Raw genomic sequence first — 23705 nt, 5'->3', positions numbered from 1 at the left:
CTATGACACCCAACCCCATCCTGCCCACCCCCACGCCGGCCTCTCTGAGCGTGGCCGGCCAGCGCCTGGACGAAGACCGCAGCGACCTCAGCGAGGGCGAGCGCCACCAGCGCGCCCGCCTGGCCCTGCTGCGCCTGGCCGCCATCCAGGATGGCCTGCTGCCCGACAGCGACCCGGCGCCGCACGACGGCGTGCTCAGCGAGGCCGCGGCCGATGCCATCGACCTGTGGCTTGAGCAGCACCTGCAGGTGCCCGAGCCGGATGAGGCCGCCTGCCGCCGCTACCACGCGGCGCACCGCGCCCGCTACGCCGTGGGCGAGCGCGTGCAGGCGCGTCACATCCTGTTTGCCGTGACCCCGGGCACCGACGTGAAGGCACTGCGCGGCCGCGCCGAACAAGCCTTGCTGAGCCTGCGCGCCGAACCCCAGCGCTTTGCCGAGCAGGCCGCCGCCCTGTCCAACTGCCCCAGCGGCGCCCAAGGCGGTGAACTGGGCTGGCTGGGCGAGGCCGACTGCGCCCCCGAACTGGCCCGCGAACTGCTGGGCCAGGACGCAGACCGCGCCCATGTGGGCGTGCTGCCGCGCCTGGTGCACTCACGCTTTGGCCTGCATGTGGTGGAGGTGCTGGCCCGCGAGCCCGGTCAGCACCTCGAGTTCGAACAGGTGCGCGAGGCCGTGGCCCAGGCCATGCGCCAAAGCGCCTGGATCACCGCCCTGCGCCAGCAACTGCTGGTGCTGGCCGCCCGCTGGCCCGTGCAAGGCGTGGCGCTGGAGCAGGCCGAGTCGCCGCTGATGCAGTAAGAGCGTGTTCAATGTCTCGCACGGGCCGTGGGAGACTTTGAACACGCTCTAAGGATGTGCGGGGGGCGGGGCGGCAGCCCAGAGCTGAGGGTGACGTGGCAATCTGGCGCACCCCTTCTGTACCGGTGGCATCAAATGGCATTCCGGACATGTCCGCCCCGGCCTGGTCCCTCCATCCCTTGAAGGGCGACAAAAAGGGACATTGGTCCATCACCGTGAATGGCAACTGGCGCTTGGTTTTCACCTTTGAAGGCACCGATGCGATTTTGGTCGACTACCTTGATGACCACTGAGAGATCGAGATGAGCAAAATGCACAACCCTCGCCACCCCGGCGAAGTGCTGCGCGACTACCTGGGCGACATCACGGTGACTGATGCGGCGCAGCAGCTCGGCGTGAATCGCGTCACGTTGACACGCATCATCAGCGGGCGTGCCGGGGTCTCTCCCGACATGGCCTATCGCCTGGCCAGCGCATTGGGCACCAGCCCTGAACTGTGGGCTGGTATGCAGATGCAGTACGACCTGCACCAAGCCAGCAAAACGAAGCGCCCTCACATCACTCGCTTCTTGGCCTCGAATCCCGTGAGTGCGTGAGCGGATGACGGCGCAAGCGCTGGCCAGGGCCAGCCCCTGTCTTTCTGCCCTGTCTTTCTGATTCCGCGCCCTCAGCCCCCTGACTTCTTCTGCACAAACGCCCGCGCCTCTTTGTCGGAGCGACGGATGTGCAGCGACAGCCAGTCGCGCAGCACGCTGGACAGCTGCGAGGCCACCGTGATGCTGCCGGCCTCGTACTGGCGCTTGAGCCCTTCGAGTTGGCCGATGAAATGGGCGTGGCCGATCTGGTGCTGCTCCAGGCGCGGAAAGCCCACCTCGCGCATCAGCGCCTCTTCGCGGCTCAGGTGATCGCGGGTGTAGACCAGCAACTCACCCAGCACGCGGCTCACCACCTCGCGCCCCCGCCCCTGGCTGGTGGCGGTGTGCAGTTGGTTGACCAGATCGACCAGGTGCCGGTGGTCCTGATCGATGGGGCCGTGGTCGATCACCAGATCGTCGGCCCATTCAAAGTAAGCCATGCAAGGACTCCGTGTTGGATCGCAAGGGGCCAGTGCCTGGCCTTCAGGCGAGTTTGAAGAAGCGCACAGTGCTGTCCAGCGACTGGGCCTGTTGCTCCAGTGCCTGGGTGGCGGCAGCAGCCTCTTCGACCAGTGCCGCGTTCTGCTGGGTGACCTGGTCCATCTGGCCCACAGCCTGACTGACCTGGTCGATACCGGTACTCTGCTCCCGGCTGGCCATGGCGATCTCGCGCATCAGGTCAGCCACCCGGCGCACGCTGACCACGGTTTCGTCGAGCGTGCTGCCGGCGCGCTCAACCTGGGCGCAGCCAGCACCCACATGCACCACCGAAGCGTCGATCAGGTGACGGATCTCGCGGGCCGCCTCGGCAGCGCGCCCGGCCAGTTGCCGCACTTCGCTGGCCACCACGGCAAAGCCGCGGCCCTGCTCACCTGCCCGAGCAGCCTCGACAGCCGCATTGAGCGCCAGCAGATTGGTCTGGAATGCGATGCCGTCAACCACGCCGATGATGTCGGCGATGCGTTTGGAAGAGCGGTCGATGGCTTCCATGGTCTGAATCACCTCAGCCACCACCTGACCGCCCTGAACCGCCACCTCGGCAGCCGATTCGGCCAGGCGGTGTGCTCGCAGGCCACTGTCGTCGTTTTGGCGCACCGTGGCGGCCAATTGCTCCATCGACGCAGCGGTCTGCTCCAGGGCACTCGCTTGCTCTTCGGTGCGCGACGACAGGTCCAGGTTGCCCGCAGCAATCTGACGCGTGGCAGTGGCCATCGCCTCCGTGCCCCCGCGTACCTGGCTGACCACTTGATGCAGGCTCAGACTCATGTCGTGCAGCGCCAGCTGCAACTGACCGATCTCGTCGCGGCGATTTGTGTCGATCCGGCTGCTCAGATCACCCTTGGCCACACGCCGGGCCCATTGCAGGGCCTGCCCCATGGGCAGCGTGATGTCGCGCGTCAACCAGGCCGACAGGCCCATCCCGCAGAGCAGGCCCAGCCCACCCAGCACCCCCATCAACAGCCGTGACTCATTGCTGGCATCCAGCACTTCCTGGGCACTGTGGTCGGCCAAGGACTTCTGGAGCCGATTGAGCTGGTTGATCGGGGCTTGCAAGGCATCGAGGGCAGGCAGGGTTTCGCGCTGCAGCAAGGTGGTCGCCTGCTCGCGCTGGCCCTCATCGACCAGTTTCATCACCCGTGTGAACGAGGCCACATAGCGCTCACGGGCCTGCTGCAATTCCTGCATCAGGGCACGGCCTTCAGGCCGGTAGATCAGACGGTCCAGCGCTCCCAGCGCCTCGGTGATGCTGCGCTTGTTGTGTTCGATCCGTTCGCGGATGGCGTCGCGCTGCGGCCCCTCGGCGCCCAGAACCAACTCCATGGTGCGCCGCGCGTTGGCCCGGGTGCCCACATCCACCGCGTGGATGGCCTCCACCTTGGCCCAGTCCTTGTCCACCAGGCGCTGATTGATGTCGCGAACCTGGGCAAAGCGCCAGCCACCGAACAGGGCCATGCCCAACATCATCGCGATGAGCAGGCCAAAGCCCAGGCTCAGGCGAACCCCAATCCTCATATCACTGAACCTGCGCATGCCGTTCCCCTGTCAGAGTCGGCGCGGGACACCCCGCAACCATGGGGCAGATGGTAGGCAAGGCCGGGTCGTTTGACCCTCCTCCATTGGAACTAGGGGGATGCGCTGCCTGATCAAAATTTGACGCAAATCAAATCCCGGCACCCCCGGTCTGGCCGGCCTGGGGAGACCCGATGGACATGGCGTTTGAAATGCACTGCCGCCCCATCGGTTCAGCCCAGGGCAGCTGCGGCCCATGACAAGGTGAGCGGGGCGTGACGGCCTGGGCACGCAGGCCCACAGCTCACCTCGGCTTGCGACGTGACAGTGAAAAAGCCCCCGAGCCCGCGCTGGGCAATTGCGCGCAGATCAGTTGCACCTGCTGCTGGATGACCTTGGCCACCAGCGCGCGGCGGGCCGGCCCCAGCCGGCTGGAAATGGCGGCCACGCTGATGGCGGCGATCGGGTTGTCGGGTGGGAAGGCAACGCCCACGGCCGCCGTGCCGGGGGTTGCGGCGCTGTCCAGAAAGGCATAGCCCTGGGCCTGGGTGTCGGCAACCGCCCGCTGCACAAAGCCGGGCTCGAAGGTGCCGAAGCGGGCATAGCGCGCATCATTGGCCTCGACGATCTGCGCCACCTCGGCTTCGGGCAGCGCACTCAGGATCGCCAGCCCCCCCGCACCCACGCCCATGGGGCGGCGGATGCCCACGTCCAGGGTCAGTGCCTTGATCGGGTAGTCGCCCAGCACCCGGCTGGTGCAGATGGCCTCCACGCCGCGGCGCTCGCTGAGGTAGACCGTATCTTGCGTCTCGTCGGCGATGGCCTGCATGGCCTGCTCGCACAGGTCGGCCAGGCGAAAGGGTGGCTGCGCCAGCAAGCCCAGCTCGTACAGAAGCGGGCCCAGGTGGTACTTGCGCGTCATGGCGTCACGCACCACCAGGCCCTCCAGCTCCAGCCGCTGCAGCATGCGAAAACAGGTGGACATGGGCAGGCCACTGACGCTGACCACATCGGCGATGCGCATGCCGCGCCGCCCGCGCGAGGCCACCACGCGCAGCATGCCGACGACGCGCTCAATGCTCTGGGTGCCGGTGCGCGAGGCGCCTTCGGCCAGGGCCGTGTCCGCCGGGGTGGCGCTTCGGGTCTTTCGTTTAGTTTCCACAGTGTGGCAGTAATTGGGGTTGCACCTGAACAGGCGTTTAACGGCCTCCACTGTAATCGGCTGCATGACGACAAATCGACAACCACATCGTGGAAGTTGAATGGAGAACCAGATGCAGACACCCCAGACCATGACTGAAAAGATCCTGGCCCGTGCCTCGGGCCAGGCTTGCGTGTCGCCCGGCCAGGAGATCACGGCCCGGCCAGACTTCGTGATCAGCTACGACTTTCCCGGCTACACCGATGTGTTCTTCAAGGAGACGCGCGAGGACTTCGGCGTGGAGAAGGTGTCCAGCCCCGAGCGCTTCGTGCTCTTCATCGACCACATGGTGCCGGCCACCTCACCCAAGGAGGAGGAACTGCACAAGATCACCCGCGCCTGGGGCAAGGAACAGGGGGTGCCGGTGCACGAGCGCGAGGGCATCGGCCACCAGGTGTCCGCCGAGCTGGGCTACGCCACGCCGGGGGCCTTTGCCGTGCATTTCGATGGCCATGTGAGCCAGCTGGGTGCGTTCGGCACCTTTGCCTTCGGCGCTCGCAAGGGCGTGGTGGAGGCCTTTGCCACCGAGAACATCACCATGACGGTGCCGGCCACCATCAAGGTGGAATTGACGGGCACGATGCAAGCCGGCGTGATGGCGCGCGACGTGTTCCACCACATGGTGCGCGTGATGGGCCCCGCCTCGTGCCGCTTCAAGGTGGTGGAGTTGTGCGGCCCGGTGATCGACGCCATGAGCATCGAAGGCCGACAGGTGCTGTGTGGTCAGGCCATGTTCCTGGGCGCCACCACCATGCTGATCGCGCCCGATGCCAAGACCCTGGACTACACGACAGGCCGCTCCAGGATCGCGCTGGCACCGGTCTGCCCCGATGCCGACGCCGTCTACGAGCGCGTCGTGCGCATCGACATCTCCGAGCTCGAACCCATTGTGGTGGTGCCGCCCAGCCCCGCCAACACGCGCAAGCTCACCGACTACACCGGCCTGGAGGTGCACACCGGCTACCTGGGTTCTTGCGCCAGTGGCCGGCTGGAAGACCTGCGCATCGCGGCCCAGATCCTGCGCGGGCGGCACATCCAGCCGGGCTTCCAGCTGCATGTGGTGCCCACCTCGAAGGCCATCATGGCCGCCGCAGCGCGCGAGGGTCTGATCGAGACGCTGGTGGAGGCCGGCGCCTTCATCAGCTCGCCCAGTTGCGACTATTGCTTTGGTCGCATCGCCACCATGAGCGACGGGCAGCGTGCCGTCTCCACCGGCACACTGAACACGCCGGGCCGCATGGGCAGTGTGGATTCAGAGATCTACATCTGCAACGCCGCGGTGGTGGCGGCCTCGGCGCTCGAAGGGCGCATTGCCGACCCCCGGCCCTACCTGGCCGAGGCGCTGGCCCAGCCCACGGGGGCCGCAGCATGAGCCTGAACAAGCTGAACAACCTGCAAGGCCGCGTGGCCTGGGTCTTCGAGGAAGACGACTACGACATCGACCTGATCGTGGGTGTACGCAACATCAAGATCACCGATGTGCAAGAGCTGGCGGCGCTGGCCATGGCTGACTACACGCCGGGTTTTGCCGCCACCGTGCGCCCCGGCGACCTGCTGGTGGGTGGCGAGAACTTTGGCTACGGCCACCCGCACTACCCGGCCATGCGCGCCATGCGGCACCTGGGTATTTCGGCCGTGATTGCCGAGTCCTTCTCGCCCGGCTTTTTTCGCGGTGAGATGAGCATGGGCTTTCCGCTGGTGAGCTGCCCGGGCATCCGTGCCGCGGCGGCACGCGGCGACGAGCTGACGGTGAACTGGACCACCAGCGAAGTGACGAACCTGCGCACCGGCCAGACCCTGGCACTGCAAGCCTTTTCGGCCTCGGAACGCGGCATGCTCGAAGCGGGCGGCCTGATCCCCTACCTCAAGCGCCGCATGAGGCAGACCCAGGCCCAAGCCGCCACCGTGCCCACCTCCACCTGAATCCTTTCCCCTCGTGACGACTGACGGCGCAGCGCACAGCTGTGCCACCTGACGGAGACCCCTCTATGACTTCCCCTCGCCAAGCGCTGCGCCAGCGCATCCAGGATGGATCCACCCTCTGGTTCGGCGGCGCACAGGATGCACTGTCGGCCCTGCTGGTGGACCAGTCCGATTTCGACGGCATCTTCAGCACCGGCTTCGGCATTTCGGCCACGCTGCTGGGGCAGCCCGACATGGAGCTTTACACCCTCAGCGAGAACGTGGCCACCGTGAACCGCATGGCCAACGTGGTGAAGAAGCCCATTTTTGTGGACGCCGACACCGGTTATGGCAACGTGCTCAACATGGGCCGCGCCGTGCGGGAGTTCGAGAAGGCCGGCGCGGCCGCGTTGCAGATCGAAGACCAGATCAGCCCCAAGCGCTGCCCGGCCGCCGCCACCAGCTCGACCCTGGTCTCGGTGAAGGATGCGACGGCACGCATCAAGGCCGCGCTCGATGCACGGCAAGACCCCGACCTGCTGATCGTGGCCCGCACCGACGCCATGGACCCGAGCGAGGCGCTGGACCGTGCCGCACACTATGCCGAAGCCGGCGCCGACCTGATCCAGCCCATCTCGCGCACCTTCAACCGCTATGAGCAACTGGTGCAGCTGCGCGAGGTCTGCGGCCGCCGCCTGGCGCTGCAGCTGATGGCAGGCACCTGGATGACCTCCCTCACGCGGGTGCAGATCGAAAGCGTGGCGGCCTTTGCGGCCTACCCCATCGCCAGCCTGCTGACCAGCGTGCATGCGGTGCAGGCCAACCTGGCCGAACTGGCGCGGCGCCGCTCAGGCGATTTCGCGAACCTGCCTTTCGAGCAGACGACGATGGCTGCCTTCAAAGAGCTGATCGGCTGGCATGCGCTGGAAGAGCGCCAGGCGCATTACGAAACCGACGTGGCGGCCGAGCCAGGCCGCTGAGCCCCCCCTCATTCCCCCAAGAAAACAGGAGACCCCTACCGTGAAGTCGATCCACCTCATCAGCCGCCTCTTCGTGGCAGGCGCCGTGTCGCTGGGCCTGGCCTCGGCCGCCCTGGCCCAGAGTGCCTACCCCAGCAAGCCGATCCGCCTGGTCGTGCCCTACCCGGCCGGGGGCGCCACCGATGTGGCGGCGCGCACCCTGCAGCCGCGCCTGCAAGAAGAGTTGGGGCAGGCCATCATCGTGGAGAACCGCCCCGGCGCCGGCGGCAACATCGCCATGAGCAACGTGGCGCAGAGCGCCCCCGATGGCTACTCACTGGCCATGACGCTGACCGGCATGCTGTCGATCAACCCGGTGATCTACAAGACGCCGGGCTTTGACGCCTCGGACTTCGTGCCCGTGGCGCGCGTCTCGCTGGCGCCGCTGATTCTGGTGGTGCCCGAAAAATCGCCCTACAAGAACGTGAAGGAACTGCTGGAAGCCGGCAAGAAAGCCGGCAAAGGGGGCCTGGCCTATGGCTCGGCCGGCGCAGGCGGCCTGTCGCACCTGGCCTCGGAGCTGGTCAACAGCCATGCCGCCAGCAACTTCACGCACGTGCCCTACAAGGGCGGCGCGCCGCTGGTGCAGGCCTTGATGGCCAATGAAGTGGCCTGGGGCCTGCTGGGCACGGGCGATGTGCGCAGCTTCATCCAGGCCGGCAAGCTCAAGGCCCTGGGCCAGTTGCGCCAAGGCCGCTCAGAGCTGTGGCCCGACATCCCGACGCTGACCGAGCAAGGCGTGCCGGGCGGCGTGGATTTTGACGTGTGGTTCGGCGTGGTGGCCCCGGCCCGGACCCCACCTGCCATCGTCAAACTGCTGGGCGAAAAGATCGCCAAGATCACGGCCGAGCCGGCCTTCCGCCAGCGCCTGATGGACCTGGGTGGCGTGGCGCCGGCGACGGGCAACAGCCCGGAGGCCTTTGCCAACGTCTTGCAACGCGAACTGGCCGTGTTGCCCAAAGCCGCCAAAGACGCTGGCTTGCAGCTTGACTGACACTGCCCGGCGTGGTGGCTTGGACGAGCGTCGCACCTCAGGCAGCCAACGCTGGGTCAGTGCCCGCTGCGGCCTCAGGCTGCCGCAAGCTGCGCCTGGGCCAGCTCCTGCGTGATGCGCAGGAACGCATCCACCTCGGCCGGGCTGTTGCAGTGCAGGGGCGATACACGCACCGCGCCTTGCAGGCCCAGGGATTCGAGCATGCGGCGCGAGTAGAGGCTGGCCACGCTGCGCTCGTACACGGTCACGCCGCGCAGGCCGTATTCGTGCACGGCCTGGGTGCAGTCCAGCCCGTCCACCCCCAGCGCGATGATGAGGTCGCGGCTGGCCAGGTCGTCGTGGTCCAGGTAGACCTGCACGCCCGGCAGGGCACGCAGGCCGGGCTGGGCCGCGCTGCCGTTCAGCAGCCGCGCCAGCAGGGCCCGTTCATGCAGGGCAATGCGCTCCATGCCGGCCTCGAACAGCGCACGGCGTGAGGCGGCGGCCTCTGCAGAGGGCCACAGGCCGGGCAACTCAAGCACCGCCTGCTGGCCCAACCAGCACACGTAGTCGGCCACCTCTTGCAGCACGGCAAACTGCCAGGGTGACGAGCTGCCCAGGTCCCAGAAGTTGGCGCTCTTGCCTGCCAGCTTGTGGTGGGGCAGCAGGGCGGCACGCTCCGACAACCAGGCCAGGCCCGAGCCGCGGCAGCCAAAGAACTTGTAGGGCGCCAGGTTGATGCCGTCCACCGGGGTCTTGCGCAGGTCGATGAGCCCGTGGGGCGCGTGCTGCACGGCATCGACCACGATGTAGAGATCGGGTTTGATGGCCCGCGCCCGGGCCACGATCTGCTCCAGATCGAGCTTGGCGCCCGAGATGTTGGAGGCATAGATCACGTTGAGCAGCACCGTGTCGGCATCCACCAGGCGCACGATGGCCTCCACATCCACCCCACCGGTCTGCGGGTTGCTGGGGGCCACCCGCAGTTCGCGCCCGGTTTCGCGGGCATAGCGCTCCATGGCGTCGTACGACGAGGGGTGCTCCAGCGCGGTGGTGACCAGGTTGCGGCCGGGCACGTTCTGCGCGATGGCCCGCACCATGTCGAACATGGCGGCCGAGGCGGTCAGGGCGGCGAAGACGCTGCCGCCCTCGGCATGGAGCATCATGCGGAAGTCGGCCGTGCCGGCGGCCTGGATGGCCTGCAACTCACGCGCCACCGGGTGGATGCGCTCGGTGTTGTCGGGCACGGCATCGATCAGCGCAAAGCGCTCGACCGCCGCCTTGAGCCGGAACGAGCCTCCGGCGTTGTCAAAGTACAGGCGCGGGCGGCCCTGGTGGTCGTGCTCGATCTGCAAAAAGCGCTCGCGCACCGCCTGCATCAACGCGGGCGGAAACAGCAGGCCCTGCGGGTAGGTCGAGGCAATGCTTGCCATGCTCAGACCCCCTTCTTGCTGGGGTTGCGGTAGGCCTCGCGAATGCCTTCGGTCATCGGGAAGTTCAGGTTGATGTTGCTCGGCGGGATGGGCTGGGTGAACCAGCGGGCGTACAGGCGCTCGATCTCGCCCGACTTCATCAACTGGGTGACGGTGTCGTCCACCACGGCCTGGAAGGCCGGGTCGTTCTTGCGGTACATGATGCCGTAGGGCTCCTGGCGCAGCACCACGTCGTGCAGCATGCGGAAGTCGCCCGGGCGCGGTGAGGTGGCAATCAGGCCGGCCAGTTGCACATCGTCCAGCACATAGGCCACGGCGCGCCCACTGGCGAGCAGCAAGAAGGCATCGGCCGTGTCCTTGCCGGTGATCTCCTGCACCTCCACGTTCTCGGCGCGCTTGTAGGCGCGCAGCAGCTGGATCGAGGTGCTGCCGGCCACGGTGGCCACCGTCTTGCCCGTCAGATCGGCCAGGCTGTTGATGCCCGAGTCCTTTTTGACGGCCACCGTGATGCCCGCCACAAAATGGCTGGGGGCAAAGGCCACCAGTTGCTGGCGCGCCACCGAGTTGGTGGTGGTGGCGCAATCCAGGTCGACCGTGCCGTTCTGCATCAGGGGCATGCGGTTGAGCGAGGTCAGGGTGGTGTACTCCACGCGCAGCGCGGGCAGGCCCAGCTTGGCCTTCACCGCCTCGACGATCTTGAGGCAGATGTCATTCGAGAACCCGATCGGGTCGCTGCCGCCCTTGGCCACATACGAGAACGGGATGGAGCTGTCGCGGCTGCCGATGCGGATGACCCCGCTGTCCTTGATCTTGCGCAGCGTGTCGATGTCTTGCGCCGAAGCGATCTGGGACACAAGGGCTGCACCGAGCAGCAGGGCAAGCGGCAATTTGGCAAGGCGTTTCATGGTGCTGAGACTCCATTCGAGGGGACTGGCGGGGTGATCGGTTCGGCCCCCGGCAACGGTGCTGATGGGGGATGGCTGAATTCTGGAGCGCCCCTCAATTCAAAAAAAGCGATTTTTTGTTGTGCTTTAACATTCCATAAAGCGATTGGAAGACGCACCATGATGACCTTCAAGCAACTCGAAGCCCTGTACTGGATCGTCCAGCTCGGCGGCTTTGCCCAGGCCGCGCAGAAGCTGCACACCTCGCAGTCGGCGGTGTCCAAGCGGGTGCATGAGCTGGAGCAGGTGTTCGACACCCCGCTGTTCGACCGCAGCCAGCGCACGGCCCGCCTGACCGAGAAGGGCGAAGAGATGTTCTTGCTGGCGCGCAAGCTGCTGCGAGAGCGGGACCTGGCGGTGGAGCAGTTTGCCAAGCCCGAGGTGATCGAGCGGCGCCTGCGCATCGGCGTGACCGAGCTCACCGCCATGACCTGGCTGCCCCGCCTGGTGGCCCTGGTACAAGAACACTACCCCAAGGTGAAGCTGGAGCCCGATGTCGACGGCAGCCTGCCACTGCGCGACAAGCTGCTGGCCGATGAGCTTGACCTGATCCTGGTGCCCGACGCATTTGCCGACACCCGGCTGCGATCCAAGGTGGTGGGCCAGGTCGACAGCGCCTGGATGGCCAAGCCCGGCCTGGTGCCCGCGGGCACCACGCGCCTGCACGAGCTGGCCCGGGTGCCCTTGCTGGTGCAGGGCGACAGCTCGGGCACCGGCCGCCTGTACGACGCCTGGCTGCGCGAGCAGGGCATCGAGACCACCGATGCGATCGTGGTCAGCAACCTGATCGCCCTCACCAGCCTGACCCTGTCGGGCTTTGGCGCCAGCTACCTGCCACGCCAGTGCATGGCCCCGCTGGTGTCGCTGGGCATGCTGGCTGTCATCGATGTGGAGCCCGCCCTGCCCCCCGTGCCGTATGTGGCCCTGTACAAGGGCGAGGTGCGCAGCACGCTGACCTCGGCGCTGATCATGCTGGCCCAGTCGTGCTGCGATTTCTCGCGGGCGTTTCAGACGGCGCCGGCCTGAGCGCCCGGCCATCGCTCGTTGACATCAGGTCGAGGGCTTGTGCGCGCCATCATCCAGGTGCGCCAGGCTGACCTCGTACAGCGCCGCCACCAGATCGCTTTGCGTGACCATGCCCACCAGGCGGCGCTCGGCGTTCACCACGGGCACCTGGTGCAGGCCCTGGTCCGACATCAGGGGCACCAGCTCGACCATGGGCTGCGTGTCCAGCACGGTGCGCACCTGGGGGCTCATGATCTGGCCCACCACCTCGGCCTTGCTGCTGTGGCTGAACGGTGAGGCCTGCAGCAGGCGCTGCAGGCGCCGGCTCAGGCCCGGGTAGCGCCGGGGTTGGGCATGGGCCAGAAAATCGGCCCGGGTGACGATGCCCTGCACCCGCCGCACCCGATCCAGCACGGGCAGGGCCGACACGGCATGGCGCTCCATCAGGCGCCAGGCCTGGCCCAGCTCGGTGGCAAACACCACCGACACCACATCGCGCGACATGATCTGCCCGCAGGTCACCGAGCCGAAGCGGCGGCGGAAGGCCTTCATCTCGGTCTGCAGGAACAGATCGGCCAGGTCGTCACGGCTGATGTCGAGCACCTGGTTGTAGTCCTGCATCACGCGGGCCAGGTCTTCGGGCCGGAAGCCCAGGCGGGCCGAAGGGCGCAGGTCGTCGGTGTGGTGCACGCTGCGGGCATCGGGCAGGGCCGTGTGCGGGTAGCGGCGGCCCACCGCCTTGTTGTAGAGCACGGCAATCAGCAGCAGCAAGGCGGTGTTCAGCCCCACGGGGGTGAGCACAAAACCATAGCCCGCCTGGTGCACCGGCGCGCCGCCCAGCACGGCCGTGAGCGCCACCGCCCCCGAGGGTGGGTGGATGCAGCGCAGCGCAAACATGGCCGCAATGGCCAAGGCAATGGCCAGCGCCGCGGCCAGCACAGGCGCCTCGATGAAGCGTGCGCAGGTCACCCCGACCAGCGCCCCCACCAGGTTGCCACCCACCATGGACCAGGGCTGGGCCAACGGGCTGGAGGGCACCGCAAACAAGAGCACGGCCGAGGCCCCCATGGGCGCAGCCAGCCACAAGGCCCCCGCACCCGGCCCCAAGGCCCAGGCACTGACCAGGCCGGTGAGCAGGATCCCGATCAAGGCGCCGGCACTGGCGCGCAGGCGTTCGATCGGGTCGACCGGGGATGGCGTGGGCCATTGGCGCTGCAGCCAGCTGATGAGGTGGGTGGACATGGAGTGAGCGAGGCTGCGGTGAGAGTCAGGGCGCGAATTACATCACGTCACGATATATAATTTCAAGCAGCCCGACGGTCCTTCGATCTCCATGCCCCAAGCCCCCCGCCCCACCCCGCTTCAAAAGCGCGACTATGAATCGCTGTCTGAATTCCGCTACCAGCTCAGGCGTTTTCTGCGCTTCAGCGAAGACGCCGCGCAATCCGAAGGCCTCACGCCCCAGCAATACCTGCTGATGCTGCACGTGAAGGGCACCCCTGGCCGCAGCTGGGCCACGGTGGGTGAACTGGCCGAGCGCCTGCAGACCGTGCACCACGCCGTGGTGGCCCTGGTGTCGCGCTGCGAGTCGGCGGGCCTGGTGCTGCGCCAGCCCAGCGAAACCGACCGCCGCCAGGTCGAGGTGCACCTGAGCGAGGCCGGCGAGCAATGCCTGGAGCGCCTGGCCGGGCGCCATCGGGCCGAGTTGCAATCGCTGTCCGGGGTGTTCCAGGTGGCCAACATCTCCGCCTTCAACGACCACCAGGCCGGCTGAAGCCGGCCCTTTTTTTGATCTTTAAGTTGCATTTTGTATGCACTTGAAATGCACAACCCAGCAGGTGCCCGCATGAACAGCCCCCGTGTGATCCCGATCCAGCCCGAACCGGCCCAAGACGATGGCCCGGAGATGGTCTCGCTGTACGCCAGCCAGGCCAAGGTGTACCCGCGTTCTGTCAGCGGGCGCTTTGCGCGCTGGCGCTGGGTGATGGTGTGGCTGACCCAGTTGTTCTTCTATGGCCTGCCCTGGCTGAACTGGAACGGCCGCCAGGCCGTGCTGTTTGACCTGGGCGAGCGGCGCTTCTACATCCTGGGCCTGGTGATGCAGCCGCAAGACTTCATCTACCTGGCTGCGCTGCTGGTGATTGCGGCCCTGTCGCTGTTCTTTTTCACGGCGGTGGCCGGGCGCCTGTGGTGTGGCTACGCCTGCCCGCAGACGGTGTACACCGAGATCTTTCTGTGGATAGAGCGGCGGGTGGAAGGCGACCGCCAGGCCCGCATGCGCCTGGACGCGGCGCCCTGGTCGGCCCGCAAGCTGGGCCGCAAGGCGCTCAAGCAGACCTTGTGGCTGGGGGTGGCGCTGTTCACGGGCTTCAGCTTTGTGGGTTACTTCACCCCGATCCGGGAGTTGAGCCGGGAACTGGCGCTGGGCGCGTTCTCGCCCTGGGAGTGGTTCTGGGTGCTGTTCTATGGCCTGGCCACCTATGGCAATGCGGGCTACATGCGCGAGCAGATCTGCAAGTACATGTGCCCCTATGCCCGCTTCCAGAGCGCCCTGATCGACATGGACTCCCTGGTGATTGCCTATGACACCCGGCGCGGCGAGCCACGCGGCTCACGGCCCCGCAAGGCCGACCCGGCCAGCCTGGGCCTGGGCAGTTGCATCGACTGCACCTTGTGCGTGCAGGTCTGCCCCACGGGCATCGACATTCGCCAGGGCCTGCAAAACGAATGCATTGCCTGCGCGGCCTGCATCGATGTGTGTGACGACGTGATGGGCAAGATGGGCTACCCGCCCGGGCTGATCCGCTACAGCTCGGGCCACGCCATGGAACAGCAACTGCCACACGCCGCCCTGCTGCGCCGCGTGTTGCGCCCGCGGGTGCTGATCTACGCGGGCCTGCTGTCGCTGACCTGCCTGGGCTTTGCGCTGAGCCTGGTGCAGCGCCACGACTTTGCCGTGAACGTGATCAAGGACCGTGGCACCCTGGCCCGCCAGGTGGGGCGTGGCGACATCGAGAACGTGTACCGGCTGCAGGTGATCAACAGCACCGAGCAGGCCCACCGCTTCAAGGTGGAGGTGCTGGGCCCGCCCGGGCTCGCCCTGGCCAGCGAGCCGGGGCTGAGCGTGCCCGCCACCGGCATCGGCACGCTGGCGCTGAGCCTCACGCTGGCGGGCGGCGAAGCCGAGAGCCACCGGGGGCAGGTGTTGCCGCTGCAATTGCGCATCACCCGGGAGCGCGCTCCGGGGGATCAGGGCGCGGGCGAAAGCGCCATCACCGAGAAGACCACTTTCGTGGTACCCCGCTGAGGCCTGCCACGCCGGGCCCTGTCGGACACTCAGGGCTTGCGGGCCGACCTCATCGGGGCGCCAGGGCCCGGGCCCACACGAAAGCCTGCGCCGGGTTCATGCGCCCCCGGGCCACCAGGGCCGCCCATGCCGTGCGGGCCCGGGCCGGGGGGGCCAGGGTGCACCAGCAGGTCAAAAATGGTCTTCTGCTTGGCGTCCAGCGTGTCGTAAAAAGCCTGGGTGCGCACCTGCCGGGCCTCCAGTTGCTGCAGGTGCTGATCCAGCAGGTACTTGTGATCACGCAGGTGGGCAATGGCCTGGGCCATGCGCTGCGGCGCGCTCAGTTCGGCCGGTGGCTGGCCTTGCGGTCCTTGCGATGTGTGGGCGGCCTGCCAGGCCTGGTGCTGCTCGATGCCCTGCTTCAGGGCCTGCAGCTCGGCTGATGACCAGGTGTCCCAGGCGCTTTTTTGATCGGCCGACAGGCTCAGCTTGCGCTGCAACTCGTTCAAGCGGAACTGGGCGTGCTGCAGGGCATCGCGGCGCTGGGGCTGCAGGGCTGGCGCCGGGCCAAACGTGGGCACCGCATCGGCGCCAGGGGCGTTTTGGGCCTGAGCCGGCGCAAGGTTCATCCACAGGGCCGTGCCCAGTGCCAGCAGCAGCGGGCTGCTTCTTCGAATCGACAACATCTTCAAACTCCCTGAAAAGGTACTGGGTTCCCAGCTTAGTGGCCTCGTGTTACCAGGGCGTAAACGCTTGCACGCGATCAGGTATCGGTCTCGCAATGCCCCAGAAACATGGCCCGAGTGCAATCAGCCACTGAGCGCAAAGCGGATCGGAAACTCGACCCAGCTGGCAATCGTCTGATCGCCGCTTCGGGCCGGTAAAAAGCGCCAGTGCCTGACGGCCCGCACGGCCGCATCGTCAAGCAGGCGGTAGCCGCTGCCCCGGGCCAGGCGGATTTCACCAGGGCGGCCGTCGCCGTCCACCCAGACCCGCAACCAGACCACGCCGCCAATCCCCTGCTCGCGCAGCGCCAGCGGGTAGTCGGGCGGGGGGTTGTAGGCGTAGTCGGGGCGGGCGCCGACCTGGGGTTCAGCGGCAGGGGTTGCAGGAGCGGCCACTGTGGCGCTGGAGGCGACACGGGTGCTTGGCGCCGGGGCGGCCGGCGCGCCCTGCCCCGCCAGGGCCAGGGGGCTGGAAGCCGGCGCCTCAGGCACGGCCTCGACCTGCGGTGATGCCTGCGAGGACGGCTCACGGTTCGCCACGCGCTGCGGCGCCCACTGAGCAGCGCTGGAAGCGCGGACGGGGCGTGTCGGCGGCCTGAGGGGGTGGGGCACGGGGTCCGAGGCAGCGTGACTGACCGGGGCCGGCGCCGGCGGGTGTGCCACCCAGACCAGCGCCAGCAGGGGCGCGCCGCGTGGGCGATCGGCCGGCGCGGCCCGCCCCCCAAGCTGCAGCAGGCCCAGCAGCGCCAGCCCATGCAGCAGCAGGCTCAGGCAGGCCACCCGCCAGCCGCGACTCGATCGGCTGGGCTTCATGCCAGCGCCTCTCCAGGCTGGGAGAGTGCTGGCACCTTGCCCCGGGGCGGGCGCAAGGGGGCCACCACCAGCGCCCCGTGGCGATCGGTGAAGCAGCTCAGGCTGACGCCGTACAGCGACTCCAGCGCCGGCAGCGACTGCGCCGTGGCGGGCAGATCGGCCACCAGCCGGCCCTGGCGGATCAGCAGCAGCCGATCAAAGCCCGCCAGGGCCTGGTTGATGTCGTGAAGAATGGCCACCAGGGCATGCTGTCGGGTGCTGGCGTAGTGGTCCAGGCTGTCCAGCAGCTCGCACTGCAGCCCTGGGTCCAGCGCTGCCAGGGGTTCATCCACCAGCACCAGGCCCTGCCGGGTGTCCCACAACTGGGCAAAGATGCGGGCCAGTTGCACCCGCGCCTGCTCGCCCCCCGACAAGGTATCGAAGCGCCGCCCCAGCAGGTGGCCGGCATGGGCCAGCCCGGCGGCGTCCCGCACGATGCTGGCCCAATGCGGGTCGTGCACCCGGGCCACCCGGCCCAGGCCGATCACCAGTTCGGTGGGCAGCCCGAAGGCCACGTCGCCGCCCTGGGGCAGCACCGCACGGTGCTGGCTGAGCGCCGCCAGTGGCCAATCGGCCGTGGCCCGCTGCTGGAACAGCACCTGCCCCTGGGCGGGCCGGCGCTCGCCCGACATGAGCTTGAGCAGGGTCGATTTGCCCGCTCCGCTGGGCCCCAGCACGGCGACGCGCTCGCCTGCGGCCAGCTGCAGCGAAAACGGGCCGAAGCACTGGCCGCCCACCTCGAGGGTGGCGGCCTGCAGGGTCAAAAGAGGGTTCATGCGATCCGCCCCCGCGCCCCGCGCAGCAAGAACAGAAAGAACGGGCTGCCCAGCAAGGCCGTGAAGATGCCCACCGGGATCTCCGCCGGGATGGCCACGGTACGGGCCAGGGTGTCGGCCACCAGCAGCAGCAGGCCGCCCATCAGCAAGGACAGCGGCAAGACCCGGCGCTGATCACCCCCCACCCACACGCGCACCAGGTGCGGGGCAATCAGACCGATGAAGCCGATCATGCCGCACCAGGCCACCGAAAAACCTGCCAACACCGCCACCAGCACAATGACCCGGCCACGCAGGCGCTGCACATCCACCCCCACATGGGCCGCAGCGGCCTCGCCCAGAGCCAAGGCATTGAGGGAGCGCACGATCTGCCGCAAGGGCCAGACAGCCGCCAGCAGCAAGGCCCCCATCAGCAGCACCAGGCCCCACTGGGCGCCGGCCAGTGAGCCCAAAGTCCAGAACGACAGGCTGCGCAACTGCTCGTCGGTGGCCAGGTAGGTGCACAGGCCGATGACGGCGGCGGCCAGCGCGTTCAGCGCCACCCCGGTGAGCAGCAGACCCGAGATGGAGCCGGGCGTGATCCAGCGCGCCACACGGTCGAGCGTGAAGCACACGCCCAGCGCCCCGGCAAAGGCCGCCACCGGCAGGGCCCACACCCGCCCGGCCTGCGGCAGGGCCAGCACAGGCCCCGACACCAGCACGATGGTGAGCGCCGCGGCACAGGCCGCGCCCGCACTCACGCCCAGCAAACCGGGGTCGGCCAGCGGGTTGCGGAACAGGCCTTGCGTCAAGGCCCCGGCCAGCCCCATGCTGGCGCCGACCAGCATGGCAAACACCGCCCTGGGCAGGCGGATGTGCCACAGCACATAGGCGCCCCCACTCAGGCCGGCCGGCGCATCCAGGGACGCATCTGGGGCAGAAGCCGAGGGCCCCAGCAGGGCCCACCAGTCACGCCCGGCCACGGGCACCGCGCCAGCCTGAACGGCCAGCACCCCGGCCAGCAACAGCGCTGCGGCCAACAACAGTGCGGGCGAGGCCCGCCAGCGCGCCCCAGCCTGGGCGCCCCACACAGCGGGCGCGCTCATGCCTTCATGGCCCGGGCCAGGGCCGCATCCAGGGCCGCCACCGCCGCTGGCAGCCGGGGCCCGAAACCCAGCAGAAACATGGCCTCCAGGGCCAGCACGCGGCGCTGCTGCCCCGCCGGGGTGTGGGCCAGGCCCGGCAGCCGGAGAATGCCGTCCACCCCGCCCGCGGCGCTCAGGCCCTGATCGGTCAACAGCACCAGCTCGGGTTGCGCCGCGATGACCGCCTCGGGCGTCAAGGGCTTGTAGCCACTGAAGCCGCTGATGACGTTGCGCGCGCCCACGTAGTCGAGCATGGCCTGGGCGCTGGTGTCGGCCCCGGCCACCATGATCTGGTTGGGCGCATGGGCCAGCACAAACAAGACCCGGGGCGGCTTGCCGGCCCGCCCAGCCACCTGTGCCTGCACGCGGGTCCACTGCTGCACCAGGCTTTGCTGCAACTCCCGGGCTTCGGCCACCCGGCCGGTCAGCTCGCCCACGCGCTGAACGCGCTCGCACAGGCCCTCGAAGCGGTGCCTGGCCGGCAGCACCGACACCTCGACGCCGGCGCTCGCCAGCTGGCGGATCACGCCCGGGGGGCCCGCATCTTCGGTGGCAATGACCCGGGTGGGCGCCAGCGCCAGCACCCCCTCGGCCGACAGCGTGCGGGCATAGCCCACGCTGGGCAGTTTTTGCGCCGCCTCCGGGAACAGCGAGGTGGTGTCCACCCCCACCAGATCGGCCTGGGCCTGCAGGGCGTACACGATTTCGGTCAGCGCGCCGCCCACACTGACGATGCGTTGGCGGGCCGGGGCGGCACGTGCGGCCGACGTGAGCCAAGCCACCGCAAGCAGCCCACCTTGAAGGCAATGGCGGCGCCGGGCGGCGTCCACACCCGCGCCAACGATCGGGGACATCACACCAGACATGGGCGGCGCTCCTCAGTCAGGGTGTCGAGCAGGGCTCGCCAGTCGCAGGCCTCGGGCTGCCCAGGCTTGCGGGCACCGAACAGCATGGCGAGGGTGTCGCCCTGGCTGTCGAACAGCTCCAGCGAACTCACCAGCCCGTCGACAGTGGGCTTTCTGACCACCCAGGCGCTGGCAATGTGGTCTTCGCGCAGGTGCAGGTTGAAGCCCGGGTCGAGCACATTGAGCCAGGGGCCCATGACCGCCACCTGGCGCACCGGGCCGGTGTGGATCTGGATGGCCCCCGGGTTGCCCACAAAGACCATGATCGCCACGCCTTGTGCCGCCGCGGCTTGCAGCAGGCCCTGGCAGTCTTCGGGCTGCACGGCCTGGGCGAAGCGGGGCTCGGCCAGGCGCAGGGCCTGGGTGCGGGTGGTGCCGAAGGCCTTGAGCAGGCCCGCAAAATCATGGGTGTCGCGCAAGGCGCCCCAAGCCTGGCGCAGGCCGGTCACGTCGATGTCGGCATCGGCCCGCTCGGGCTCGCGGGGCGCCGATGCCTGCATGCCCAGGCGGGCCGTCTGGTCGGGGTCGGCCCAGGCCTGCACCAGCTCGGCATAGGCCGCCACATCACTGGCAGGCCGCAGAAACACCTTGTGCAGGGCCATGCCCGCCGCATCGAAGAACTGCAGGCTGCGCTGCAGGCCCTGGCCCGTGCGCTCCTGCACGGCAAAGCCATGGGCCCAGGCCGAATAGAACAGGCGCAGGTCGATGTCAGGGCCCAAGACCAGGCCCACCTGCTCGTGCACGCAGGGTTGGCGGTAGGTGCCGGTCTTCTCATGCACGCAAGAGGCATTGCGCGTCAGGGCCATCACCTCGCCCAGGCTCGGCAAGGCCTGCACGATGGCGGGCCACTGGGGGCGCAGGCGCGTGGCCTGAAGCAGGGCCTGCGGGTCGTCGGGCGGCGTGCCGGTGTGCGCCGCGATCAACGCGCCCTCGGACACGCGCAGTTGCTGGGCGATGTCGCGGTGCCGGACCTTGCCGTCGCCGCGCAGCAGGCGAAATGAATCGCGGAGGGACTGGGGGGAAGCGTTCATGAAAGCTCCTGAAGAGTGGGAGGGCTGCGGGCGTCACCGCGCCGCTGCGTCCAGGGCCACGGCGGTGGCCTGATCGGGGCTGCGGTGGCCTTGCTCGCGCCGGTGCCGGATCTCGCTCAGGCCTTCGCCCCCCAGGGTGTAGGCCTGGGCAAAGCCGGCCACATAAGCACCGCTGAGCGGCTGCAGGCGGTACAGATGGAAATCGGTCAGCTTGCGCAGCATCGCCATGAAGCCGCCGAACTGGTCCACGAACCGGTCCAGGACCAGGTCGAACTCGCCGCTGCCGCGTGGGCACTCGGTGGCGGCGCACTGCAGGGTCAGGCGACGGCGTGCAAACAGGTGCTTGGCCTGGGCCTCGCTCTCGATGAACAGCACTGAACTGCGGCCGCGGGCCGCCAGGTTGGCGGTGTGGGCCGAAAGCTCGCTGGTGTAGACGTAGTAGCTGCCCTGGTGCTCCACATAGGCCGCATAGCTGGCTTCGGGCTCGCCGTCGGCGTTGCAGGTGGCCAGGTGCAGGCTCTGGAACTGCCCGGGAAAGCGGCGGCATTCGTCCATCACGGCCAGGAGGTCGGGGGTCTTGAGCGTGGTCTTGAGGGTGGTCTGGGGCATCGTCTGGGACATGACGGGTCCTTTCTTCAGAAGTCGTAACGAACAGAGACCTGGGCATTGCGCCCGGGTGCGGTGTAGGCATCGGCCACCGTGCTGCTGGCAGCCAGGCCGCTGACGTCGGACCAGCGCCAGTACCGGGCGTTGAAGACGTTGTTGAGGTTGGCGTTCAGGGTCACCTGGGGCCGCAGCTTCCAGTGCCAGCCCAGGTCCAGCACGTTGTAGGCCGGTGGGGAGAACTGCGCTGCACCGGTGGAGATGTCGCTGCTGGCCTTGCCGGCGCTGTGCACCAGCTGGGCACGCGCCCCCCAGGTGGCCTGCTCGTGGCGCAGCCCCAGGGCCAGCCTGAAGGGCTGAACCGTGTCCAGCGGGGTCTTGACGCCTTTGGCTTCGCTGTGGCCCTTGGCGTAGGCAAAGCCGGCGGTGGCCGTCCAGCCCCGGTCCAGGGCCCACTCCGAGCGCGCCTCCAGGCCATGGATGCGGGCATTGGCCAGGTTGATGTACTGGAACACCGTCGGGTTGGCCGCCGTGCCGGCGCCCCCCACCGCCTGCTGGCTGATGAAGTCGCGGTAGCGGTTGTCAAAGGCCGCCACCGAGTAGCGCACCCGCTCCAGTCGGCCGCGAAAGCCCAGCTCCAGGCTGTCGGCGTGCTCGGCTTTCAGATTCGCATTGCCGACGGTGGTGTAGCCCGAAGCCAGGTTGCTGAAACCGTTGTTGACCTGGTCGGGCGTGGGGGCCCGAAAGCCCTTGGCCCACTGGCCATAAGGCGCGAAGGCTGGTGCCCATTGCCACACCACCCCCAGGCGCGGCGTGACGGCCTGGCCGGACAGGCTGACGGCCGTGCCGCTGTAGCCTGCGGTGGACGGTGAGAGCTTGTAGTGATCGAAGCGCAGGCCCGGGACGATGCTGAACGCCCCGGCCTGGATCTCGCTTTGCACAAAGGCGCCGGCCAGCACGTGGTCGGTGTCCGGGAAGGGCTTGGTCGGAAAGGTTTCGCCAAAGGGCGGCACCGTGCCGTCGCGCACCCCGCTGATCTTGCTGCGGCTCCAATCCGCACCATAGGTGAGGCGCTGGTTGAGCCAGCCCGTGAGATTGCTTTCGAGCAGGGTCGAGAAGCCGGCCACCTTGCTGCGGTAGCGGGTGTCACGGGTTCGGTCGGCTGCGGTGTAGCGGTCTTCGGCGCCGTACTGGCTGACCTTGGCGTCTTGCCAGTAGAGGCGGGTTTCGGCGCGCTGAATGCCCAGGGCGTTGAGGTCGTTGAAGCGGTGCTCCAGCGAGAGGCGGTTGCGTTCGATGTGGTCGCGCGCGTCCAGATCGATGACGCTGGTCGAGCTCAGCGGCGGCACGGCCCGGGCCGAGTAGACCTCGGTGTCCTGCTTGCGCTTCTGGGTTTCGAAGGTGAAGCCCAGTTGCTGGGTCGGGTCGATCTTCAGAGACGCCTTGCCCAGCAGGTAGCGGTTGTTGTAGTCCACCGGGTTGGGCGTGGTGCGGTTGGCGTTCAAGGCACCGTTGCTGCCCTGGTTGCCCACCTCGTGGCCCTGGCGGTAGCTGCCCAGCAACATGCCCTGCCAACGCTCATCGGCGCCGGCCACGCCCAGGGTGTTGGACCAGGACCGGTCCACCGATGCATAGCTGGAGCGCGCAAAGCCCCCCACGGTCTGCCCCGGCTTGAGCAGATCGCCCGGGTCGAGGGTGCGAAAGCTGACCGCGCCGGCCAGTCCATCGCTGCCGAACTGGGTGGACGCCGGGCCCCGCAGCACTTCGACGGTCTTGATGCCATCCACATCGAGGTAGTCACCCCGACCGGAGGCAAACGAGCCGAAGGAGAAGCTGTTGGGCACGCGGATGCCATCGACCAGCATCAGCACCTGGTTGCCCTCCAGCCCCCGGATGTTGATGCCCTCGTTGCCGGCCCGGCCGGTGGATGCCCCGGCGGCGGTGAAGCGGGTGGGCGCGGCCCGCACGGACACATCGAGCTCATCACGGAACACATCCTTGATGTCGCGTGCCCCACTCTGCTCGATCTGGGCGGCCGGGGTGACGGTCACGGTGGCCGGCACCTTGTCCACCCGGCGTTCCGAGCGGGTGGCACTGACGGTGACCTCATCGAGGCGGGTGGGCTCGGCCTGTGGCGGCGGAGCGGACTGGGCCAGCAGCAGGGTCGGGGCCGAGCCCCAGACCAGGCCCAGCGCCAGCGCGATCTTCTTCTTGCGCAGCATGGTGGTTCCTAAAACTGAATTTAGGCACTGGCTGGCAAGCGCTTGCTGGTGCAGAGGGTGTGACGAAAGAAAGCCCGAGGACAGCATCCCAGCCAGACGGCCAGGACGGCAAAGGGCTTGGCGCCGGGCTTTTGACCCCAGCGTTGTTTGCATTCTAGATGAGATTTATTCTTATTTGAGACACCTTCATGAAGAAGACTTCTCGCTGGCAGGTCATTGGATTAGATGATAATGGTTATCATTCGATGTCTGAACGGTC

Annotated in this window: 23 protein-coding genes and 1 pseudogene; 10 read left to right on the top strand and 14 right to left on the bottom strand. The window is 68.0% G+C overall.

Annotation, left to right across the window (positions count from 1 at the left end; all coding sequences use genetic code 11):
• The first annotated feature begins 2 nt into the window (after window positions 1-2).
• The 3 genes and pseudogenes from L880_RS0102675 to L880_RS0102665 all read left to right on the top strand — a co-directional run bounded on the left by L880_RS0102675 (window position 3) and on the right by L880_RS0102665 (window position 1396).
• On the top strand, window positions 3-800 hold the full coding sequence (locus tag L880_RS0102675) for a peptidylprolyl isomerase (protein ID WP_027474348.1): 798 nt from the start codon (window positions 3-5) through the stop codon (window positions 798-800).
• 131 nt (window positions 801-931) lie between these two features.
• Window positions 932-1093 (top strand): annotated as a pseudogene (locus L880_RS35425) (type II toxin-antitoxin system RelE/ParE family toxin); the annotation flags it as partial.
• A gap of 9 nt (window positions 1094-1102) precedes the next feature.
• Window positions 1103-1396: a HigA family addiction module antitoxin gene (locus L880_RS0102665; protein WP_027474347.1), complete on the top strand. Its 294-nt coding sequence runs from the start codon at window positions 1103-1105 to the stop codon at window positions 1394-1396.
• Between the two features lie 71 nt (window positions 1397-1467).
• Here the strand turns inward: L880_RS0102665 and L880_RS0102660 are convergent, their stop codons facing one another.
• The 3 genes from L880_RS0102660 to L880_RS0102650 all read right to left on the bottom strand — a co-directional run bounded on the left by L880_RS0102660 (window position 1468) and on the right by L880_RS0102650 (window position 4607).
• Window positions 1468-1875: a bacteriohemerythrin gene (locus L880_RS0102660; RefSeq protein ID WP_027474346.1), complete on the bottom strand. Its 408-nt coding sequence runs from the start codon at window positions 1873-1875 to the stop codon at window positions 1468-1470.
• Window positions 1876-1918: 43 nt separating this feature from the next.
• A complete protein-coding gene (locus L880_RS0102655; protein ID WP_027474345.1) occupies window positions 1919-3448 on the bottom strand; it encodes a methyl-accepting chemotaxis protein in 1530 nt (509 codons plus the stop codon).
• A 301-nt stretch (window positions 3449-3749) separates the two neighbouring features.
• Window positions 3750-4607 (bottom strand): IclR family transcriptional regulator, encoded by an 858-nt coding sequence (locus L880_RS0102650; RefSeq protein ID WP_027474344.1) that lies wholly within the window; start codon window positions 4605-4607, stop codon window positions 3750-3752.
• A gap of 112 nt (window positions 4608-4719) precedes the next feature.
• Here L880_RS0102650 and L880_RS0102645 point away from each other — a divergent pair, with 112 nt between their 5' ends.
• The 4 genes from L880_RS0102645 (at window position 4720) to L880_RS0102630 (ending at window position 8561) form a co-directional block, all read left to right on the top strand.
• Complete coding sequence (locus L880_RS0102645) at window positions 4720-6018, top strand: 3-isopropylmalate dehydratase large subunit (RefSeq protein ID WP_245614888.1); 1299 nt, start codon at window positions 4720-4722, stop codon at window positions 6016-6018.
• On the top strand, window positions 6015-6569 hold the full coding sequence (locus tag L880_RS0102640; RefSeq protein ID WP_027474342.1) for a LeuD/DmdB family oxidoreductase small subunit: 555 nt from the start codon (window positions 6015-6017) through the stop codon (window positions 6567-6569). The genes L880_RS0102645 and L880_RS0102640 overlap by 4 nt, the downstream gene beginning before the upstream one ends.
• A 65-nt stretch (window positions 6570-6634) precedes the next feature.
• Window positions 6635-7528: an isocitrate lyase/PEP mutase family protein gene (locus L880_RS0102635; protein WP_027474341.1), complete on the top strand. Its 894-nt coding sequence runs from the start codon at window positions 6635-6637 to the stop codon at window positions 7526-7528.
• Between the two features lie 40 nt (window positions 7529-7568).
• Window positions 7569-8561 carry a Bug family tripartite tricarboxylate transporter substrate binding protein gene (locus L880_RS0102630; protein WP_051442977.1) on the top strand — a complete coding sequence of 331 codons (993 nt, stop codon included), beginning with the start codon at window positions 7569-7571 and terminating at the stop codon, window positions 8559-8561.
• Between the two features lie 74 nt (window positions 8562-8635).
• Here the strand turns inward: L880_RS0102630 and L880_RS0102625 are convergent, their stop codons facing one another.
• Both L880_RS0102625 and L880_RS0102620 read right to left on the bottom strand, forming a co-directional pair.
• Window positions 8636-9973, bottom strand: a complete 1338-nt coding sequence (locus tag L880_RS0102625; protein WP_027474339.1) for an aminotransferase class V-fold PLP-dependent enzyme — start codon at window positions 9971-9973, stop codon at window positions 8636-8638.
• 2 nt (window positions 9974-9975) lie between these two features.
• Window positions 9976-10878: an amino acid ABC transporter substrate-binding protein gene (locus tag L880_RS0102620; protein WP_027474338.1), complete on the bottom strand. Its 903-nt coding sequence runs from the start codon at window positions 10876-10878 to the stop codon at window positions 9976-9978.
• Between the two features lie 162 nt (window positions 10879-11040).
• Here L880_RS0102620 and L880_RS0102615 point away from each other — a divergent pair, with 162 nt between their 5' ends.
• On the top strand, window positions 11041-11943 hold the full coding sequence (locus L880_RS0102615; RefSeq protein ID WP_027474337.1) for a LysR family transcriptional regulator: 903 nt from the start codon (window positions 11041-11043) through the stop codon (window positions 11941-11943).
• A gap of 24 nt (window positions 11944-11967) precedes the next feature.
• Here the strand turns inward: L880_RS0102615 and L880_RS0102610 are convergent, their stop codons facing one another.
• Complete coding sequence (locus L880_RS0102610) at window positions 11968-13164, bottom strand: HPP family protein (protein WP_027474336.1); 1197 nt, start codon at window positions 13162-13164, stop codon at window positions 11968-11970.
• Between the two features lie 91 nt (window positions 13165-13255).
• Here L880_RS0102610 and L880_RS0102605 point away from each other — a divergent pair, with 91 nt between their 5' ends.
• Together L880_RS0102605 and ccoG are read left to right on the top strand one after the other, a co-directional pair.
• The gene (locus tag L880_RS0102605; protein ID WP_027474335.1) at window positions 13256-13696 is read left to right on the top strand and encodes a MarR family winged helix-turn-helix transcriptional regulator; all 441 of its coding nucleotides are present in this window, start codon (window positions 13256-13258) and stop codon (window positions 13694-13696) included.
• A 72-nt stretch (window positions 13697-13768) separates the two neighbouring features.
• Entirely contained in the window at window positions 13769-15229 is a 1461-nt protein-coding gene (ccoG, locus tag L880_RS0102600) for a cytochrome c oxidase accessory protein CcoG (protein ID WP_027474334.1), read from the top strand.
• A gap of 29 nt (window positions 15230-15258) precedes the next feature.
• Here the strand turns inward: ccoG and L880_RS34150 are convergent, their stop codons facing one another.
• From L880_RS34150 to L880_RS0102560, 8 genes are all read right to left on the bottom strand, one after another.
• The gene (locus tag L880_RS34150) at window positions 15259-15894 is read right to left on the bottom strand and encodes a Spy/CpxP family protein refolding chaperone (protein WP_051442976.1); all 636 of its coding nucleotides are present in this window, start codon (window positions 15892-15894) and stop codon (window positions 15259-15261) included.
• A gap of 123 nt (window positions 15895-16017) precedes the next feature.
• A complete protein-coding gene (locus L880_RS34145; RefSeq protein WP_051442975.1) occupies window positions 16018-16746 on the bottom strand; it encodes an energy transducer TonB in 729 nt (242 codons plus the stop codon).
• Window positions 16743-17561 carry an ATP-binding cassette domain-containing protein gene (locus L880_RS0102585; protein WP_027474333.1) on the bottom strand — a complete coding sequence of 273 codons (819 nt, stop codon included), beginning with the start codon at window positions 17559-17561 and terminating at the stop codon, window positions 16743-16745. Before L880_RS0102585 ends, L880_RS34145 begins: the two co-directional genes overlap by 4 nt.
• A complete protein-coding gene (locus L880_RS0102580) occupies window positions 17558-18646 on the bottom strand; it encodes a FecCD family ABC transporter permease (RefSeq protein ID WP_027474332.1) in 1089 nt (362 codons plus the stop codon). Before L880_RS0102580 ends, L880_RS0102585 begins: the two co-directional genes overlap by 4 nt.
• Window positions 18643-19539 (bottom strand): heme/hemin ABC transporter substrate-binding protein, encoded by an 897-nt coding sequence (locus tag L880_RS0102575; protein WP_027474331.1) that lies wholly within the window; start codon window positions 19537-19539, stop codon window positions 18643-18645. The genes L880_RS0102580 and L880_RS0102575 overlap by 4 nt, the downstream gene beginning before the upstream one ends.
• On the bottom strand, window positions 19539-20621 hold the full coding sequence (locus tag L880_RS0102570) for a hemin-degrading factor (protein WP_027474330.1): 1083 nt from the start codon (window positions 20619-20621) through the stop codon (window positions 19539-19541). The genes L880_RS0102575 and L880_RS0102570 overlap by 1 nt, the downstream gene beginning before the upstream one ends.
• Window positions 20622-20654: 33 nt before the next feature.
• Window positions 20655-21242, bottom strand: coding sequence for a HugZ family pyridoxamine 5'-phosphate oxidase (locus L880_RS0102565; protein ID WP_245614886.1), 588 nt, complete (start codon window positions 21240-21242; stop codon window positions 20655-20657).
• Window positions 21243-21256: 14 nt separating this feature from the next.
• Complete coding sequence (locus tag L880_RS0102560; RefSeq protein ID WP_027474328.1) at window positions 21257-23446, bottom strand: TonB-dependent hemoglobin/transferrin/lactoferrin family receptor; 2190 nt, start codon at window positions 23444-23446, stop codon at window positions 21257-21259.
• Between the last annotated feature and the right edge of the window lie 259 nt (window positions 23447-23705).

This window comes from Curvibacter gracilis ATCC BAA-807, assembly GCF_000518645.1.
GTDB lineage: Bacteria > Pseudomonadota > Gammaproteobacteria > Burkholderiales > Burkholderiaceae_C > Curvibacter > Curvibacter gracilis.
The sequence above is the reverse complement of the archived record's forward strand: the minus strand, read 5'-3'. Positions and strand labels throughout refer to the sequence as shown.